The sequence below is a fragment of the Paenibacillus sp. EB106-06-01-XG199 genome (assembly GCF_058791575.1).
The window spans coordinates 266,824-282,056 of record NZ_JBYTDQ010000007.1 but is presented as its reverse complement, the minus strand read 5'-3'; the positions used below and the strand labels follow the sequence as shown (position 1 = coordinate 282,056).

Annotated in this window: 15 protein-coding genes and 1 riboswitch; of the genes, 10 read left to right on the top strand and 5 right to left on the bottom strand. The window is 52.2% G+C overall.

From position 1 onward, the window contains the following. Nucleotides 1-25: 25 nt before the first annotated feature. The 3 genes from AC3WT9_RS24550 to AC3WT9_RS24540 all read left to right on the top strand — a co-directional run bounded on the left by AC3WT9_RS24550 (nt 26) and on the right by AC3WT9_RS24540 (nt 3,805). Nucleotides 26-1,687, top strand: coding sequence for a LytS/YhcK type 5TM receptor domain-containing protein (locus tag AC3WT9_RS24550; RefSeq protein WP_341377093.1), 1,662 nt, complete (start codon nt 26-28; stop codon nt 1,685-1,687). Then, nucleotides 1,684-2,412: a LytR/AlgR family response regulator transcription factor gene (locus AC3WT9_RS24545; RefSeq protein WP_341089367.1), complete on the top strand. Its 729-nt coding sequence runs from the start codon at nt 1,684-1,686 to the stop codon at nt 2,410-2,412. Before AC3WT9_RS24550 ends, AC3WT9_RS24545 begins: the two co-directional genes overlap by 4 nt. Nucleotides 2,413-2,536: 124 nt before the next feature. Then, a complete protein-coding gene (locus AC3WT9_RS24540) occupies nt 2,537-3,805 on the top strand; it encodes an L-lactate MFS transporter (protein ID WP_341089369.1) in 1,269 nt (422 codons plus the stop codon). Between the two features lie 227 nt (nt 3,806-4,032). Here AC3WT9_RS24540 and AC3WT9_RS24535 read toward each other — a convergent pair whose 3' ends face one another. Both AC3WT9_RS24535 and AC3WT9_RS24530 read right to left on the bottom strand, forming a co-directional pair. Next, nucleotides 4,033-4,473, bottom strand: coding sequence for a MerR family transcriptional regulator (locus AC3WT9_RS24535; protein ID WP_341089371.1), 441 nt, complete (start codon nt 4,471-4,473; stop codon nt 4,033-4,035). A 20-nt stretch (nt 4,474-4,493) separates the two neighbouring features. Then, nucleotides 4,494-5,222, bottom strand: coding sequence for an SDR family oxidoreductase (locus AC3WT9_RS24530; RefSeq protein ID WP_341377096.1), 729 nt, complete (start codon nt 5,220-5,222; stop codon nt 4,494-4,496). A gap of 271 nt (nt 5,223-5,493) precedes the next feature. Between AC3WT9_RS24530 and AC3WT9_RS24525 the strand changes: the two genes are divergently transcribed. Together AC3WT9_RS24525 and AC3WT9_RS24520 are read left to right on the top strand one after the other, a co-directional pair. After that, nucleotides 5,494-5,667: a hypothetical protein gene (locus AC3WT9_RS24525; protein WP_341089375.1), complete on the top strand. Its 174-nt coding sequence runs from the start codon at nt 5,494-5,496 to the stop codon at nt 5,665-5,667. 79 nt (nt 5,668-5,746) lie between these two features. Next, on the top strand, nt 5,747-5,983 hold the full coding sequence (locus tag AC3WT9_RS24520; RefSeq protein WP_341377097.1) for a hypothetical protein: 237 nt from the start codon (nt 5,747-5,749) through the stop codon (nt 5,981-5,983). Between the two features lie 171 nt (nt 5,984-6,154). Here the strand turns inward: AC3WT9_RS24520 and odhB are convergent, their stop codons facing one another. Then, nucleotides 6,155-7,468, bottom strand: coding sequence for a 2-oxoglutarate dehydrogenase complex dihydrolipoyllysine-residue succinyltransferase (gene odhB, locus AC3WT9_RS24515; RefSeq protein ID WP_341377098.1), 1,314 nt, complete (start codon nt 7,466-7,468; stop codon nt 6,155-6,157). A gap of 54 nt (nt 7,469-7,522) precedes the next feature. Continuing rightward, nucleotides 7,523-10,390: a 2-oxoglutarate dehydrogenase E1 component gene (locus AC3WT9_RS24510; protein ID WP_341089380.1), complete on the bottom strand. Its 2,868-nt coding sequence runs from the start codon at nt 10,388-10,390 to the stop codon at nt 7,523-7,525. Between the two features lie 484 nt (nt 10,391-10,874). Further along, a riboswitch (cyclic di-GMP riboswitch) is annotated at nt 10,875-10,959 on the top strand. Nucleotides 10,960-10,986: 27 nt separating this feature from the next. Between AC3WT9_RS24510 and AC3WT9_RS24505 the strand changes: the two genes are divergently transcribed. Next, nucleotides 10,987-11,139, top strand: a complete 153-nt coding sequence (locus AC3WT9_RS24505; protein WP_341089382.1) for an anti-repressor SinI family protein — start codon at nt 10,987-10,989, stop codon at nt 11,137-11,139. 99 nt (nt 11,140-11,238) lie between these two features. Here AC3WT9_RS24505 and AC3WT9_RS24500 read toward each other — a convergent pair whose 3' ends face one another. Continuing rightward, nucleotides 11,239-11,571: a helix-turn-helix domain-containing protein gene (locus AC3WT9_RS24500; RefSeq protein WP_341089383.1), complete on the bottom strand. Its 333-nt coding sequence runs from the start codon at nt 11,569-11,571 to the stop codon at nt 11,239-11,241. A gap of 422 nt (nt 11,572-11,993) precedes the next feature. Here AC3WT9_RS24500 and AC3WT9_RS24495 point away from each other — a divergent pair, with 422 nt between their 5' ends. The 4 genes from AC3WT9_RS24495 to AC3WT9_RS24480 all read left to right on the top strand — a co-directional run bounded on the left by AC3WT9_RS24495 (nt 11,994) and on the right by AC3WT9_RS24480 (nt 15,169). Then, nucleotides 11,994-13,064: a hypothetical protein gene (locus AC3WT9_RS24495; RefSeq protein ID WP_341377099.1), complete on the top strand. Its 1,071-nt coding sequence runs from the start codon at nt 11,994-11,996 to the stop codon at nt 13,062-13,064. Between the two features lie 18 nt (nt 13,065-13,082). Further along, nucleotides 13,083-13,676, top strand: coding sequence for a signal peptidase I SipW (gene sipW / locus AC3WT9_RS24490; RefSeq protein ID WP_341089386.1), 594 nt, complete (start codon nt 13,083-13,085; stop codon nt 13,674-13,676). 86 nt (nt 13,677-13,762) lie between these two features. Then, the gene (locus AC3WT9_RS24485; RefSeq protein WP_341089387.1) at nt 13,763-14,266 is read left to right on the top strand and encodes a TasA family protein; all 504 of its coding nucleotides are present in this window, start codon (nt 13,763-13,765) and stop codon (nt 14,264-14,266) included. Nucleotides 14,267-14,347: 81 nt separating this feature from the next. Next, complete coding sequence (locus AC3WT9_RS24480) at nt 14,348-15,169, top strand: TasA family protein (protein ID WP_341089388.1); 822 nt, start codon at nt 14,348-14,350, stop codon at nt 15,167-15,169. Nucleotides 15,170-15,233 lie beyond the last annotated feature (64 nt).

Below are 15,233 nucleotides of genomic sequence, written 5' to 3'. Positions count from 1 at the left end.
TAGATTGACCATTGGAGGCGTGGCTGTGGAACATAACTTGACGATATTGCTGCAACTGTTCGAAAGGGCGGCACTGCTGTTGATGTGCCTGTTTGTGTTGACCCGGCTGCCGCGGTTTAAAGAGATTTTTGTCAAAGGGGCTTACGCTCCACAGGATCTTGTGATCGTGACGGTGATCTTCAGCCTGTTCGCGATCTTCGGAACCTACAGCGGCATTAAAGTCGACGGCTCGCTGGTAAATGTGCGGATTATCGCTATCATGGCCGGCGGGATTCTGTTTGGTCCTTGGGTCGGACTGATTACCGGCATTATATCCGGGGTTCACCGTTTTCTGATTGATATCGGCGGCGTGACTTCCGTGCCCTGCCTGATTACAAGTGTCACGGCGGGAATTGTATCCAGCGTTATTTACCGCCGGACCTCGGCTGACCGCCGCTGGATTGCCGGCATTCTGGCCGGGATGGGCTGCGAAGCACTGACCATGCTGCTTATTCTGGTTATGGCAGATCCTTCATCGCTGGGTGTGGATATCGTTTCGAAGATCGCTTTTCCGATGATTGTGGGTCAGATCAGTGTCGGCCTCATTGTTATGCTTGTCCAGAGTGTGGAGGGGGAGAAGGAACGGATCGCCGCGAAGCAGTCCAAGCTGGCTCTGGACATTGCCAATAAGACGCTGCCGTATTTCCGCAACATTAATCCCCAGTCGCTGCGCACCATTTGCGGGATTATCAAGGAGGACATCGGTGCCGATGCGGTAGCGATCACGGATACCCGATTCATCCGCGCCTATGTGGGAGTGGGGGAGGAATACTACACCGAGACGAACGAGATTATCAGTGAAGAGACGAAAAAGACGCTGAGGGACGGCGAAATTACGATCCGCGATGACGATACTGAATATATGAACCGGGCAATCCGGTCACTGATTATCATTCCCCTGAAAGAGAAAGGCGAAGTGACCGGAGCACTTAAAATTTACTATACCAAAGCCCATAAAATCACTTACTCACTGCAGGCAATGGCAGTAGGGCTGTCGCAGATGATCTCTACGCTGATGGAGGTATCGCGGGTCGAAGGCATTAAGGAGATGGCCAACAAAGCTGAGCTGAAGGCGCTGCAGACGAGCATTAATCCCCATTTTCTGTTCAATGCGCTGAACGCGATTAGTTCCCTGATCCGGATCAACCCGGATAAGGCGCGGGAGCTGATCATCAACCTGTCAGGCTATATGAGATACAATCTGGAGCTGACCGATGAATTTATTGATATCCGGCGTGAGCTGCAGCAGGTCCAGCAATATGTGGAGATTGAAAAAGCCCGCTTCGGCAGCCGCCTGGCCGTTGAGTATGATATCGACGAAGTGGAGGTGCGTATTCCCAGCCTGATTATTCAGCCGCTGGTGGAGAATGCGATTGTTCACGGCATTTTAAAAGTGAAGGGACCGGGCACGGTAACGATTTCGGTGAAGGACCGGGGAGAGACCGTACGGATCGGCATCGCCGATACCGGAGCGGGTATCGCGCAGGAGACGATGGAGAAGGTCTACAGCGGAAGCATGCCGGATAACAAAATCGGGCTATATAACGTACAACAGCGGGTAAAGCTGATTTATGGCAAGGGTCTGACTATTCACCGGCTGGATAAAGGGACGGACATTTATTTCGACGTCACAAAGGAGAAGCGATGAGAGCGATAATTGTAGAGGATGAAGTGCTGGCAAGGAGTGAGCTTGCCTTTCTGATCGGAGCACACAGCGATATAGTGATCACCGCCGAGTTTGAGGACGGACTGGATGCGCTGAAATTTCTGCAGGCTGAGGAAGTCGATGTGATTTTTCTGGATATCAATATTCCGTCCATCGACGGCGTGCTGCTGGCCCAGAATATCAGCAGGTTCTCGGTCAAACCCTATATAGTATTTATCACTGCCTACAAGGAGCATGCCGCCGACGCTTTCGAGATTGAAGCATTCGACTATATTCTGAAGCCCTACAGTGAATCGCGGATGAAAGCCATGCTGAACAAGCTGGAAGCGGCATTCGCGGCGCGTAGCCGTCCCAGAGAAGAAGGGCATCTTGCGGTCAGCAACAAGGTCAATCTGTGGAAAAACGAGAAGATCATCGTCGTCGATGCCGACGAGATTTATTATGCATCAGCGCAGGAGAAGACAACGAGCGTGATGACTAAGGGAGAGGAATACAGCATGGCTCTGAGCATCAGCGAGTTCCACAGCCGGCTGCCGCAGGACAGCTTCTTCCGCTGCCACCGGTCCTATCTTGTGAACCTGTCCAAGATCAAGGAAATTATCCCTTGGTTCAATAATACGTATCTGCTCCGGCTTCGTGATTTGGACTTTGAAGTGCCGGTAAGCCGCAGCAAGGTCAAGGAATTCAGGCAGATCATGCGCCTGTAGCGGCATTTCATTCCCGCATTCGGTCATCTCATTCCCGATTTCTCTCAAGAAAGCGTTGTTTCGCTACAATGAAGGAGCAAAGAAAGCCCTTGCAGCGACAATAGAGAGAAAGAAGGAATGACTCATGACTACGGCTAAATCTGGCAGTAAGCGCTGGATGATCGTGCTGGGTACAGTGATTATGCAAATGGGACTGGGCACAATCTACACGTGGAGCCTGTTTAATGCGCAGCTTGTCAGCAAATTCGGCTTTGAGCTCAGCGCTGTTTCGATAACTTTTTCCATTACGAGCTTTGCCCTTGCCTTCGCAACCTTGTTTGCCGGTAAACTGCAGGACCGGTTCGGCCTCCGCAAGCTGACTGCTTCCGCCGGGATTATGCTGGGGCTCGGTCTGATGCTTAGCTCGCAGGCCAATTCCCTCCTGATGTTCTACCTGCTGGCCGGCGTAGTCGTGGGTTATGCCGATGGTACGGCCTATATTACTTCGTTATCCAATCTGATTAAGTGGTTCCCTAAACATAAAGGCTTGATCTCCGGCGTATCGGTCGGCGCTTACGGAACCGGGAGTCTGATCTTCAAATATATCAACGGCAGCCTGATCGAGTCGGCAGGCGTATCGAATACCTTCTTGTATTGGGGCCTGGCCGTTATGATCATGGTTGTCGCGGGTTCGCTACTGGTCAGGGAAGCTCCTGTGGCTGCTCCGGCACTGGCACAAGCAAACAGCAGAGGGACGGATTCCTCTGCCGCAACAATTCCGGCTGCAGTGAAAGACTATACCGTCAAAGAAATGCTGCGCACCAAGGAAGCGTACCTGCTGTTTGTAATTTTCTTCACCGCCTGCATGAGCGGTCTCTACCTGATTGGCATTGTTAAGGATATCGGGGTACAGCTGGCGGGTCTGGATATCGCTACAGCGGCTAATGCCGTTGCGATGATCGCGATCTTCAATACTGCAGGACGGCTGATTCTTGGAGCGTTGTCCGACCGTATGAGCCGATTGAAGCTGGTCAGTGCCACGCTGCTGGTCACAGCCCTAGCGATGCTAACCCTAAGCTATGCGACCTTGAGCTACGGCCTGTTCTTTGCTTGTGTGGCCGCCATTGCTTTCTGCTTCGGGGGTAACATTACGGTGTTCCCGGCGATTGTCAGCGACTTCTTCGGCCTTAAGAACCATAGCAAGAACTATGGCATTGTCTATCAGGGCTTCGGAATCGGGGCGTTGTCCGGCTCGTTCATCGCCGCTTCTCTCGGCGGGTTCAAGCCTACCTTCATCGTCATCGGCGCACTGTGTATTGTAGCCTGTCTTCTGGCGGTTTCCTTAAAGCCTCCGGTGCAGAGACAGGCAAGAGAAAAGGGAATGAGCCTCAAGCCATCACGGCATACGGCTTAACCATATACAAACATGTTGGCTTAAGAAGTATACAGACAAAGAGAATAGTTATTCAAAAAAGAGATATCCCGGCCCTTCGTGGAAACGGCTGGCGATATCTCTTTTATATAGTGGTGTGGTGATAACGGAATAGAATACATCGGACCCGGTCTCCACATGGATGTGAACGCCGGGTTCGGTATTGGACGGTGTCTGGCAATCAGCAGTCTGACTCTTTCCTGAGCTGCTTATTGCCCGCTGCTCTTCGGAGCCTCACAGTCATAAGAATCGGTATTCGGATTCTCCGCCAGCTCGCGAAAGTGGCGGAGCTTATAGCGGATAACCTCTTGCGTCTCTTGAAGCTTTGCAATCTCACGGGAAATTTTATCATTGTGTTCCTCTAGCAGAGTGTACCGTTCGGATAGCGTACCCCCGCCCTGATGGGTCAGTGTCAGATAATGCCGCATTTCTTCCAGCGTCATTCCCGTAGCCTTGAGGCGCATCAGGAAACGAATGCCCAGAATCTGATCCTTGCTGTAGTGCCGATGGCCGTTAGGTTTGCGGTCGGCATAGGGTAGCAGACCAATTCGCTCATAATAGCGTATCGTATCCTCAGTCAAGCCGGTCAGCTCGGCAGCCTGGCTGATGGAGGTGACGGTATCGGGAATTTCCTGCGTGGTGATATTCATGGAAACCTCCTTGAGTAATGTTACCAAGGAACTTCTCCATTCTCGTCGAAAAATCCTCCTGTCGGGCCATCCGCATCCAGTGTCGCCAGACGTACGGCAATAACCGCCGCTTGCTCCACGGTACGATGGCCGGTGAAGCCATTGAGATCGGTGGCAGTGAAGCCGGGATCGCCAGAATTAACCTTGAGCGGAGTATCCTTGAATTCCTTGGCAAAAGTAATTGTAGCCATATTAAGCGCTGCTTTGGAGCTATTGTAGGCAAGCAGATTAAATTCGGCATGCTCGTGATGGGGGTCGCTGTTGAAGGTTAAGGAACCCAGACCGCTCGACATGTTGACAATCCGCCCAGCAGGAGATTGCAATAGCAGTGGAAGCATAGCCTTAGTTACGGCAATCGTACCGAAAAAGTTGGTGTCGAATGTGACTTTGAGGTCATTCATCCGCAATTGGCTGGGAGCAGCACTGCCTCCAAGGGAAATGCCCGCATTGTTGATTAGCACATCAAGACCAGCATATTCCTTGGCAATAGTCTGCACTGCTGCTGCAATGCTATCCTGGTTCTGCAGATCAAGCTGGATAAAGCGTGCATCGACGCCTTCCTTTACCAAAGCGGCGGCTGCTTCGCTGCCCCGCTGCTCATCGCGTGAGCCGATCAAAATTGTATGGCCGAGGGCTCCGAGCTGCCGGGCCGTTTCATAGCCGATCCCTTTATTTGCCCCTGTGATCAGAACGGTTGTTGGTTGTGTCATTTCTTGTTTCCCCTTTTCATGTTCCAAGATACGGTGGCCACCTGTGATGAATGTACTACTTGGAGTATGCTCAAAGTCAAGCACCCATTTTAAGCGGGGATAAAAATCATGCCATTTGTAGATCGTTCCTTCGGAAATGGATTGTCCAGATCGGGTAGGAGGAAGGTGCAGCCGCTACTCGAATGTATAGGATGGAAAATAGCTCGGGGCGTACAGAATATAATTCAGGCTTAGGCTTTTTGCAGGGCGCAAGTGTTATAGAGCTATACAATTGCCGGCAATCATTGTCTTAATTTGCTGGAGTGCGGAGCAACAGATGGAAGCGCAGCTGTTTAGCCCTGCCCTGGAGTTAGCGCTGATGGCTGCACTGGAGGAGCGGAATATTCTTGTGCTGCGGTTGTTTGAGGAGCTGACTTTTCTGGAGATGGGCCACATTCTGAAATAGCAGTCCTAATGCGCTGCACAAGCGGCTGGAACGGATTAAACGGAAAGTCAGGGAATTTATAGACAGAGGAGGGGATCTCTTGAAAAGAACCGGAATCCATAGCGGATACCAAGATATAATAGGAGCCGCTGCCCGTGAGGAGCAGTTGCCGAGCATTAACGTAACGGAGCGCGTTATGGCGCGGATAAGGGGACTGGAGCAGGTCCGGAGCCGGAGCGGAATAAGATTTGCCGGCAAAACGGCTGCAACCTCAGGGCTGCTGATCACAGTAACGGCTTACGCGGCGGTCATGTGGAGAACGGGTTCATTGTTTTAAGTGTCAGGACTCACAGTCCGAGGTACCAGTTCGCGAAAGTGGCCCAGCTTATAGTAGATAACGGTTCGTTAAAGAAAAGAGGGATACGAGGACGATGGAGCTGTCTTCGTATCCCTCTTGGTATGTGATTATCCATACGCTGGCGATGAAGAGCGGCCTCTTGAGGGCGTGTTAGCCTTCAAGCAGCAATGCTTCCGGGTCCTCCAGCAATTCCTTGACTTTGACGAGGAAGCTTACCGCTTCGGAACCGTCCACGATCCGGTGATCGTAGGAAAGCGCGATGTACATCATCGGGCGGTTGGCGCTTCTTTCTTCGTCCAGGGCGATCGGACGGAGCTGGATCTTGTGCATGCCGAGGATACCAACCTGCGGCGTATTGAGAATCGGCGTGGACAAGAGCGAGCCGAACACGCCGCCATTGGTGATGGTGAACGTGCCGCCCTGCAGCTCCTGCAGGCTGAGCGTGTTGGCGCGTGCTTTGGAGGCGAGCTCGCCGATCCGCCGTTCGATCTCAGGGAAGCTGAGCCGGTCCGCATTGCGGACGACCGGCACTACCAGCCCTTCCTTGGCAGCGACGGCGATGCCGATGTCATAATATCTCTTGAGCAGCAGATCCTCGCCGTCGATCTCAGCATTCAGCAGCGGATAGGCTTTGAGCGCGCCGATCACAGCCTTGGTGAAGAAGGACATGAAGCCCAGTCCGACTTCATGCTTCTCTTTGAAGGCATCCTTGCGGCGCTTGCGGATGTCGAGGATGGCAGTCATGTCCACCTCGTTGAAGGTGGTCAGCATGGCCGCGGTCTGCTGCGCTTCGACCAGGCGGCTGGCGATCGTCAGCCGTCTGCGCGACATGCGCTTGCGCTCCACGGCCTTGCCGTCCTCTTGCTGCGGCGCTTTGCCCGCCGCAGCTTTGGCAGGCTCCGGCTTGCCCTGCGGCGCCGGAGACACGGGCGCAGCGGCCCCTGGGCCGGCTGCGCCATGGTCCTTCACATCGGCCTGGCCAATCCGGCCGATAGGGTCGCGGGCGCTGACCTCGCCGAGGTCGATGCCCCGCTCACGCGCGAGCTTGCGCGCCCCCGGCGAAGCCAGGGCCGCATTGCCTGCCGCACCTTCGGGTGCGGCGGCAGGAACGGCAGCGTCCGAAGGCGCTGCCACAGGTGCGGCAGCGGCAGGTGCAACGCTGCCTGGCGCAGGTGCCGCCTCGGGCTTACCGCCCGCAGCGGCCTGCGGCGCACTTCCGGCAGCAGCGTCTGCGCTGCCGATCACGCCGATAGCCTCGCCAACGGCTACATTCTCGCCGGCCTGGCGCAGGATGGAGGAGATGACGCCGTCCTCCTCCGCGCTGATTTCAAGATTGACCTTGTCGGTTTCAAGCTCAGCAAGCACATCCCCCTGGCCGACAGTATCGCCCTCTTTAACCAGCCATTTGTAAATCGTTCCTTCGGAAATGGATTCGCCCAGATCGGGTACTTTAATTTCGGACACAGGCCCTTACCTCCCCAAATATAATAGTTAACGTTATCGTGACACCGTCCCCTTTCAGGAGGACGGTACAGCCGCTTGTACTTGCGAATTTAGTTTCAGGGCTTCCGTAACTATACGCCGCTGCTCAAAGCTATGCACATCCGCGTAACCGCTGGCCGGGCTGGAACGTTCCGGACGGCCGATATACTTCACTTTGACATTCTGCGGGGCGATGGCGCGCAGCCGTGGTTCGGCATAACTCCAGCCGCCCATATTCTTAGGTTCTTCTTGTACCCAGATGATTTCCTGCAGGGAGCGGAAGGTGCTCAGATGAGCGGCCAGTTCCCGTTCCGGGAACGGGTAGAGCTGCTCCAGCCGCAGAATGTGCAGCCAGGACCAATCCTGCCCCTTGGCTGAATCCAGCTCAGTCTGCAGGTCGATAGCGACCTTACCACTGCAGACAACCAGTCGTCTAACCTCGCCGGGCTTGCTGCCCAGAAGCGGCTCCGGCAGGACCGGCTGGAAGCTTCCCGAAGCCAGTTCGGCTCCCGGGGAAGTGCTGCGTGTGTTGCGGATCAGGCTTTTCGGAGCCATGACCACCAGCGGGCGGGCATCCGATCTGCCGCAAAGGGCAGCCTGGCGGCGGAGCAGATGGAAATACTGAGACGCACAGGTCAGATTGGCTACGGTCCAGTTCTCTTCAGCCGACAGCTGCAAGAACCGTTCCAGCCTTCCGCTGGAATGCTCTGGCCCCTGGCCTTCGTAGCCGTGCGGCAGCAGAATCGCCAGGTTGCTGCGTTGGGTCCATTTGGCGCGTCCGGCAGCAATGAACTGGTCGATAATGACCTGTCCGGCGTTGGCGAAATCACCATACTGTGCTTCCCAGATGACAAAGGTTTCCGGGGCAAACACGTTATAGCCGTATTCATACCCGAGCACCGACGCTTCCGACAGCGGACTGTTGTACACCCCGAAGGAGGCGCTGGAGTCCTTAAGCTGATGCAGCGGAGAGAAAAGTGCCCCTGTGTCACTGTCATGCAGCACCAGATGGCGGTGCGCGAAGGTACCGCGCTGGGAGTCCTGGCCGCTGAGACGAATCGGTGTGCCATCCTTCAGAATCGTAGCGAAGGCGAGGGCTTCTGCGAGTGCCCAGTCCACGCGTTCTCCATCATTCAAAGCGTCTTTGCGGCGCTGTAGAATCCGCTCCAGCTTCGGATAGACCTGGAAGCCGTCCGGAACCGACAGCAGCTCCCGGTTAATTTCCTGCAGGTTGTCAAGCGGAACCGCTGTAGGGCGCTGCGGTGTAGGTGCGCTGTCCAGGGCAACTGAGGTTTTGGCGTCTGCGTTCTTATGCTTGCCTTCCTTCATCTTATCAAAGGCTTGCTGCAGTACGCCTTCGGCTTCGGCATTCATTGCCGTAACGTCTTCTACCGTGATGACGCGCTCCTCCTGTAACCGTTCCGCGTACACTTTGTATACAGTAGGATGATTGCGCACTTTACCATAAACAATCGGCTGTGTCGTTTCCGGATCATCCATTTCATTATGTCCGTGGCGGCGGTAGCCGATCAAGTCGATCACGAAATCCTTCTTGAACAGATTGCGGTAGGCGCTGGCCAAACGGACGGCTGCAATGCAAGCCTCCGGATCATCGGCATTGACATGCACAATCGGAATTTCATAGCCCTTAGCCAGGTCACTGGCATAGTGGGTAGAACGGGAATCCTCACTTTCCGTCGTGAATCCGATCCGGTTATTGACGATAATATGCACCGTACCGCCGTTCTGATAACCTTTAAGCTTGCCGATATTAAGGGTTTCGGCCACGATGCCTTCACCCGGGAAGGCAGCATCGCCATGCATCAGCACAGCCATGGCTTTATTGGTGTTTAGCTTAGGCAGACCCGGAGTGCTGCGGTCTTCCTGGGCCGCACGCGTGAAGCCCTCGACCACCGGATTGACGAATTCCAAGTGGCTGGGATTGTTGGCCAGAGTGATCCGTGTACGGACGGTTTCGCCTTCACGGACAGCGCGGTCAGCGCCGAGATGATATTTCACATCGCCGGTCCAGCCGTAGTTAATGCCCATGGAGCCTTCGGAAGGGAACAGCTCCTTGTTCGGCGAATGATGGAATTCCGAGAAAATAATATCATAAGGTTTGCCCAGGATATGAGCCAGGACGTTAAGCCGTCCGCGATGCGCCATACCCATCAGGATATGCTCGGCACCGTCATGAGCGGCAGCACGCACGATTTCATCCAGCATCGGCACCAAGGCGTCATTGCCTTCCAGGCTAAAGCGTTTCTGGCCGACAAAGGTTTTATGAAGGAAAGTTTCGAACTGCTCTACCTGAATCAGCCTTTTCAGCAATTCTTTGCGCTCTGTGTTGTTTAGAGGCGCGGGAGAGCTGGTAGATTCCGCCTGGCTGTTCAGCCAGCGCAGCTCCTGCTCGTCACGCACATGCCCGAATTCATAGGCAATGGTCTGCGTGTAGGCCTGGCGCATCCGGTGAACGGCATCCCAGGCCGTATGAACGTCATTCGGGGCATTCTCCCAGATCAGCGAGGCGGGCATAGCCATTAAATCCTCGCGGGTCAGATCATAGGTTTCGTACTCCAAATATTTCGCCATCGGATTGTTTCCCCGGTCCAGCGGGTCGATATTGGCGGCCATATGGCCATGTATGCGGATATTGGCGATCAGCTTGGATGCCCTTACGGCCTTTCTAAGCCACTCAGTATCTCCTGAAACCACAGGCAGCGGTGCCTGTTCAGCATCGGGAGCCAATGGAGGGGGGCCGGAACGGGTGAAAAGATCGCGGTAATTATGCTCTACTAAAGTTGGATCTTTTACAAATTGCTCATATTTCTCTTGGATGTAACCCAAATTGGGTCCGTAATACTTGCTCCACACAGTTTCGTTATAGGGATCTTTGGCTGCCATGAATACATCCTCCTAACGGATGAACTCCACGCGCGCCAAAATTTCGCCGGCGCCCTTGTGGAGCTTCGATGTTTGCGGTTTCATTCCTCATCTTATTGTGCAACTTTCAAGCCGGGTAATCAATTCATACTTTGGTTGAATCCGTTCGCAAAACGGTATGATTCAGTGCCTAATTCATACAGAACTATTATAAGTTTGGTTTCTTAACTATATGAAAATAATGCGGCGGTGTGATTGAAATGAATGAAATAAAAATGTTGTTTTCAGTTTTCATATATACATACATAGATAAAGAGGCTTGTTCTACAATTTTTTGGGATTATCGAGTAATTCGTACAAGCAGTTGGCAAAATAATCAATTATTTTCCGTTTCCATTTATACAATATTCCCATAAATCGACACACTTTTCGTGTAAGATATTGTATAATGTTATTGCGGATAACGGTTTCATGAATTTCTAGCCAGATCCTTTCATGTAAAGGATCCAGTAAAGGGTAAACCTGCCGAAAGACAGGGGCACAAAGTCTCGGGTCTAATGTAGAAATACTACGACGGCCGGACTGCCTGGGGACGCGTAATCTTAGGAGGAGATTTCTTGGATAAGTCCAACCAGGGGAACAACGGAGAACTGCAGACAGTTGATCTGGATTTAGAATGGGTCTATTTGCTGATGTCGGCTAAGCAGGCTGGCATCCAAGCGGATGAAATCCGCCAATTTTTTAATGAGAAGACTTTGCAGGCAATGTAGCGGTTGGTTGTTAATAGCTTTGTACATACAGAAAGGGCACAGCGGATCTCTCCGCTGTGCCCTTTCTGTATGACCGGCAGGAGAGGGAACCTGCATGAATCAGGAATCCTTCTGCTCCAGCCGCCATTTTTGATAGTCCAAGAACTCTTTGAATTCCCGCTTGCTTATACCCGAAGCCATAGCTTCCAGTACGAGCCGGGACCATTCTCCATCCAGAGGTGACTCTTGTACACCGGAAGGCTCTCCGTAAAGAAGCGCATGAATGGACACCTGAAGTGCGTCAGCGATTTTTTCAATAAATTGAATAGAGGGGTTGGATTGTATATTTCTTTCCACATTGCTTAAGTATGATTTCGCCACATCAGCCTTATCCGCAAGCTCCGAAAGAGACAAGCCTTTTTCCAGACGGAGATGGTGGATACGACTTCCCATATTATCTGGCACGATAAAAACGTCCCTCCGTACTTTTTGTTACAGTATATCAAATAACCGTAAGACGGACAAAGCACTATAGAATCAGTTCCGGTATGAATGATCCCCCTTTTATGTCGTTTCCACTCCACATCCCCATTATTTTTGTTTCCTCTGCGGTATCATTTAGATTTTTCATGCAAAAAACGTTCGTTAAAAAGTACGATAAACTGAGGAAAATGAAGCTTAAAGCAGGAAGTTAACTATAAATTGTTCTTTATTGAGAATATTGCAACAAAATGCGATTTTTGATTTGTAGGAGTAATGGCATATACTTACGTCATAGTTCTTTATAACGAACGAATAACGTTCGTCATAAAGGCTGGATGTTAATAGATTACCTTGTTTGCAGGAAATTGCAAGCAGCTAAAGGAGAGGCTCCTGTGAGGCTTTCACGTTCTTCCCGGAATAGAAACATCCGTCGGTATACGCTTCCCCAAATTGCAGGGATCGTAGTGATTTCGGCTTATGGCATCGGCCAAATTACAACGCCCACGTATGCATTGCTGACTGACGTCGCAGCAACCGAATCCTCCAATATCACCACAGCATTTGTGTTTCCAAGTACGGTCGATCACATTGCCAACCAAGCCAGCGAGGCGATGAAGCTTGCTGCCTGGCAGCGTGAAGCGGCGAGAGAGGCGTTAGCGGAGATAACGGACAAGAATACGGACTCGGAGACCGCAGAGGGACGTATTGGAGGTATTCAAGAGGCTGCTGCACAAACGCGTGAGGCTGCGGCCGGCGCGGCTGCCCTTTTAGCTGAGCTTCAAGGCTATCTAACACGCTCACAACTAGAGCTGGAGCAGCAAGTCAATGAAGTGAACCAGAGACTTTCTCCATATGAGGTCGATTTTAATCAATTAACAACCGCACAAAATAATGCTATCCCGGTATTCGAACAATTGCTCAGCCAAGCCAATCTGACGCTGGGCGAATTTCAGGAGATGGTTAGAAAGTTAAGCTCCATCAGAAGAGTGGACGCTTATGTGCAGGCAGCCTATCATCAGGCATCGACCGCGGCCGAACAGGCCAGGAGTTATGCGGACGAAACCTCGCTGATGCATACGGAGGCCGCTGACGTGATCCAAGGACTGAAAGAGGCTGAGAAGAAGGCGAAGCTCGAAGCGGAAGAAAAGGCGAAGCTCGAAGCTGGGAAAAAGGCGAAGCTTGAAGCCGAGGAAAAAGCGAAGCTCGAGGCTGAGAAGAAGGCGAAGCTTGAAGCCGAGGAGAAAGCAAAACTCGAGTCTGAGAAGAAGGCGAAGCTCGAAGCCGAGGAGAAAGCGAAACTCGAGGCTGAGGAGAAAGCGAAGCTCGAAGCCGAGGAGAAGGCGAAGCTTGAAGCTGAGGAGCAGGCAAAGCCTGATAAGGCTGCTGAGCCGGAAGCCCCTGTCCCGGACGCGAATCCTGACAGCATAACGGTAAAAACAGGCGAAAAGCAAGACGTATTCTAACCAAGGCGGTGCTCTCCAGTGATACTTAAATGGACTCGTAACCTATTGATGTATGCGTTAATTCTTATTTTTCTACTTACGCTGGTATCTGCAATCACTAGCCGGATGAATGGCGGAACGCCCAAGATTCTGGGCAAGGAGATTCTAACGGTGCTCTCAGGCTCCATGGAGCCTGGAATCCAGACGGGGGCTGTCATTGCCGTCAAACCGGTGAGTGAACAGAGTCAGGGATCTTTTAAACCAGGAGATGTAATCACTTACAAAGCTCTGGATGGATCAAACAGCCTGATTACCCACCGCATTGTCAGCGTGCTCGGCTCGGGAGAAAACACCCAGTATATCACCAAAGGCGACAATAACGATGCGCAGGATGCAGATCCTATTCCTTCGAGTAATGTTGTTGCACAGTACGCGGACTTTACCGTTCCGTTTCTGGGATATTTCATGAACTGGGTAAAATCGACCGCCGGGATTATTGTCGTAATGGTTATTCCGGGGATTTTTCTGGTCATCTCGTCCCTTATTACAATCTTCAAATCGATCATGCGCATAGAGGATCCTGCAGAGGTGCAGCTTGCGCCCGGAGAATCCCCGCCTGTTACGAACGGTTGATGCTTCTCCTAACGTGGTTAGGGAAGATTCAATAAATAATTCATAACATACTCCATTCATGGAGATCCAGGAGGAGACAAATAACAATGGCAAATCTCAAAAAAACGATGGCAATGGCAATGGCGACTACAGCACTGGGGGCAACATTAATTGCCGGGGGATCCTTCGCTATCTTTACGAGCTCCGCACAAAATATAGGCAATACGTTTGCTGCTGGCACGCTCAAGATTGAACTGGATAAGAAGGATGAAGCTCAGCAGAAATATTTCAACATCACAAATTGGGCTCCGGGAGATTCTGAAATCCAGCCTGTAGTAGTTAGCAACAAAGGAACGCTTGAGCTGCGTTATGATCTCTCGCTGGCTGTAGGCGGCGACCTCGGCGGCGGAGCAACCCCGCTGGTTATTACCGCATATTCAGATGCGGCTGGAACGGTACCGCTTACCGTTGCCGACCGTGTACTTACCGTGGGCGGATCGGAGACGATTTATGTCAAAGCAGAGTTCCCGAAAGCAGCTGACAACAGCTATCAAGGTAAGTCGGGTACAGCCTCCATTAAAGTAGATGCAGAGCAGACTAAAAATAACTAAGCCTCATAACGAACGGATCTATAACTAAAAATCAAATAAAAAGGGGGCTGCCCCCTTTTTTAATAAGGAGAGCTTACTTCAATGATGAAAAAGAAAAAAATGCTGATTGCCGCATTTTCCTCTGTGGTGCTGCTCTGCGCCGCCATTGGTGGAGGCACGTATGCCTTGTTCACCAGCTCCGCCCAAAACACCGGCAACACCTTTGCTTCCGGTACGTTGTCCTTAAGTACTCACCGCAATGATGTGCCGGTTGAAGGCCCGATGTTCTATACCAGCGACTCCGATGCCGGACGCATGGGAACAGGATTGTGGGCACCGAAAGATACCCATACCCGCGCCATGCTGATCAAGAATACCGGAACGCTGGATGCCAAACTGACCGATCTGATTGCCATCCCGGAAGGAACACCTGCACAGCAGGCCGATGCGCTCGCATTCGGTGAGCAAGCGGTGGTTACTGTAGCCGCTTTGGCTGCTCCAGGCGGCGTCACTCTTAATGCCGATGCGCTCAATGAGGTGAACGAAGCTGCGGACCGGCTGTTCAAATCGTTGATTAACGGTCCTTCCTTCCTGAAGGCACTGGCACGCAACGGACAGGAAGCCTTCGCGATTGCCAGAGAAGCTGTGCTCGACTGGACATACCGCGTAGACAATAACGGCCAGACTGTACTGGTCAGCGTTTCCGATGCGTATGTAGGTTCACTTAAGGATTTGTACAACAGCGGGGCAGGGCGGGATGCCAATCTCCCGAACCTGATTCTTCCTGCCAAGAAGACAATGCATCTGGCCTATAACGTGACTTTTGTTGATGATACCGGCCTCGGCTTCGATAATGACAGTCTGCAGGGCAAATCGGTTAACTTCACCTTCAAGAACAACTTTGAGCAGGTGAAGAATAATTAGAATCGGGAATAGGACATAAAAGGAGCGTCATCTCCGGCTACATGAACCGGAGATGACGCTCCTT

Coding starts and splice junctions, on each gene's coding strand:
- AC3WT9_RS24545 (WP_341089367.1), top strand. CDS start 1,684: ATGAGAGCGATAATTGTAGAGGATGAAGTGCTGGCAAGGAGTGAGCTT.
- AC3WT9_RS24540 (WP_341089369.1), top strand. CDS start 2,537: ATGACTACGGCTAAATCTGGCAGTAAGCGCTGGATGATCGTGCTGGGT.
- AC3WT9_RS24535 (WP_341089371.1), bottom strand. CDS start 4,473: ATGAATATCACCACGCAGGAAATTCCCGATACCGTCACCTCCATCAGC.
- AC3WT9_RS24530 (WP_341377096.1), bottom strand. CDS start 5,222: ATGACACAACCAACAACCGTTCTGATCACAGGGGCAAATAAAGGGATC.
- AC3WT9_RS24510 (WP_341089380.1), bottom strand. CDS start 10,390: ATGGCAGCCAAAGATCCCTATAACGAAACTGTGTGGAGCAAGTATTAC.
- AC3WT9_RS24500 (WP_341089383.1), bottom strand. CDS start 11,571: ATGGGAAGTCGTATCCACCATCTCCGTCTGGAAAAAGGCTTGTCTCTT.
- AC3WT9_RS24485 (WP_341089387.1), top strand. CDS start 13,763: ATGGCAAATCTCAAAAAAACGATGGCAATGGCAATGGCGACTACAGCA.
- AC3WT9_RS24480 (WP_341089388.1), top strand. CDS start 14,348: ATGATGAAAAAGAAAAAAATGCTGATTGCCGCATTTTCCTCTGTGGTG.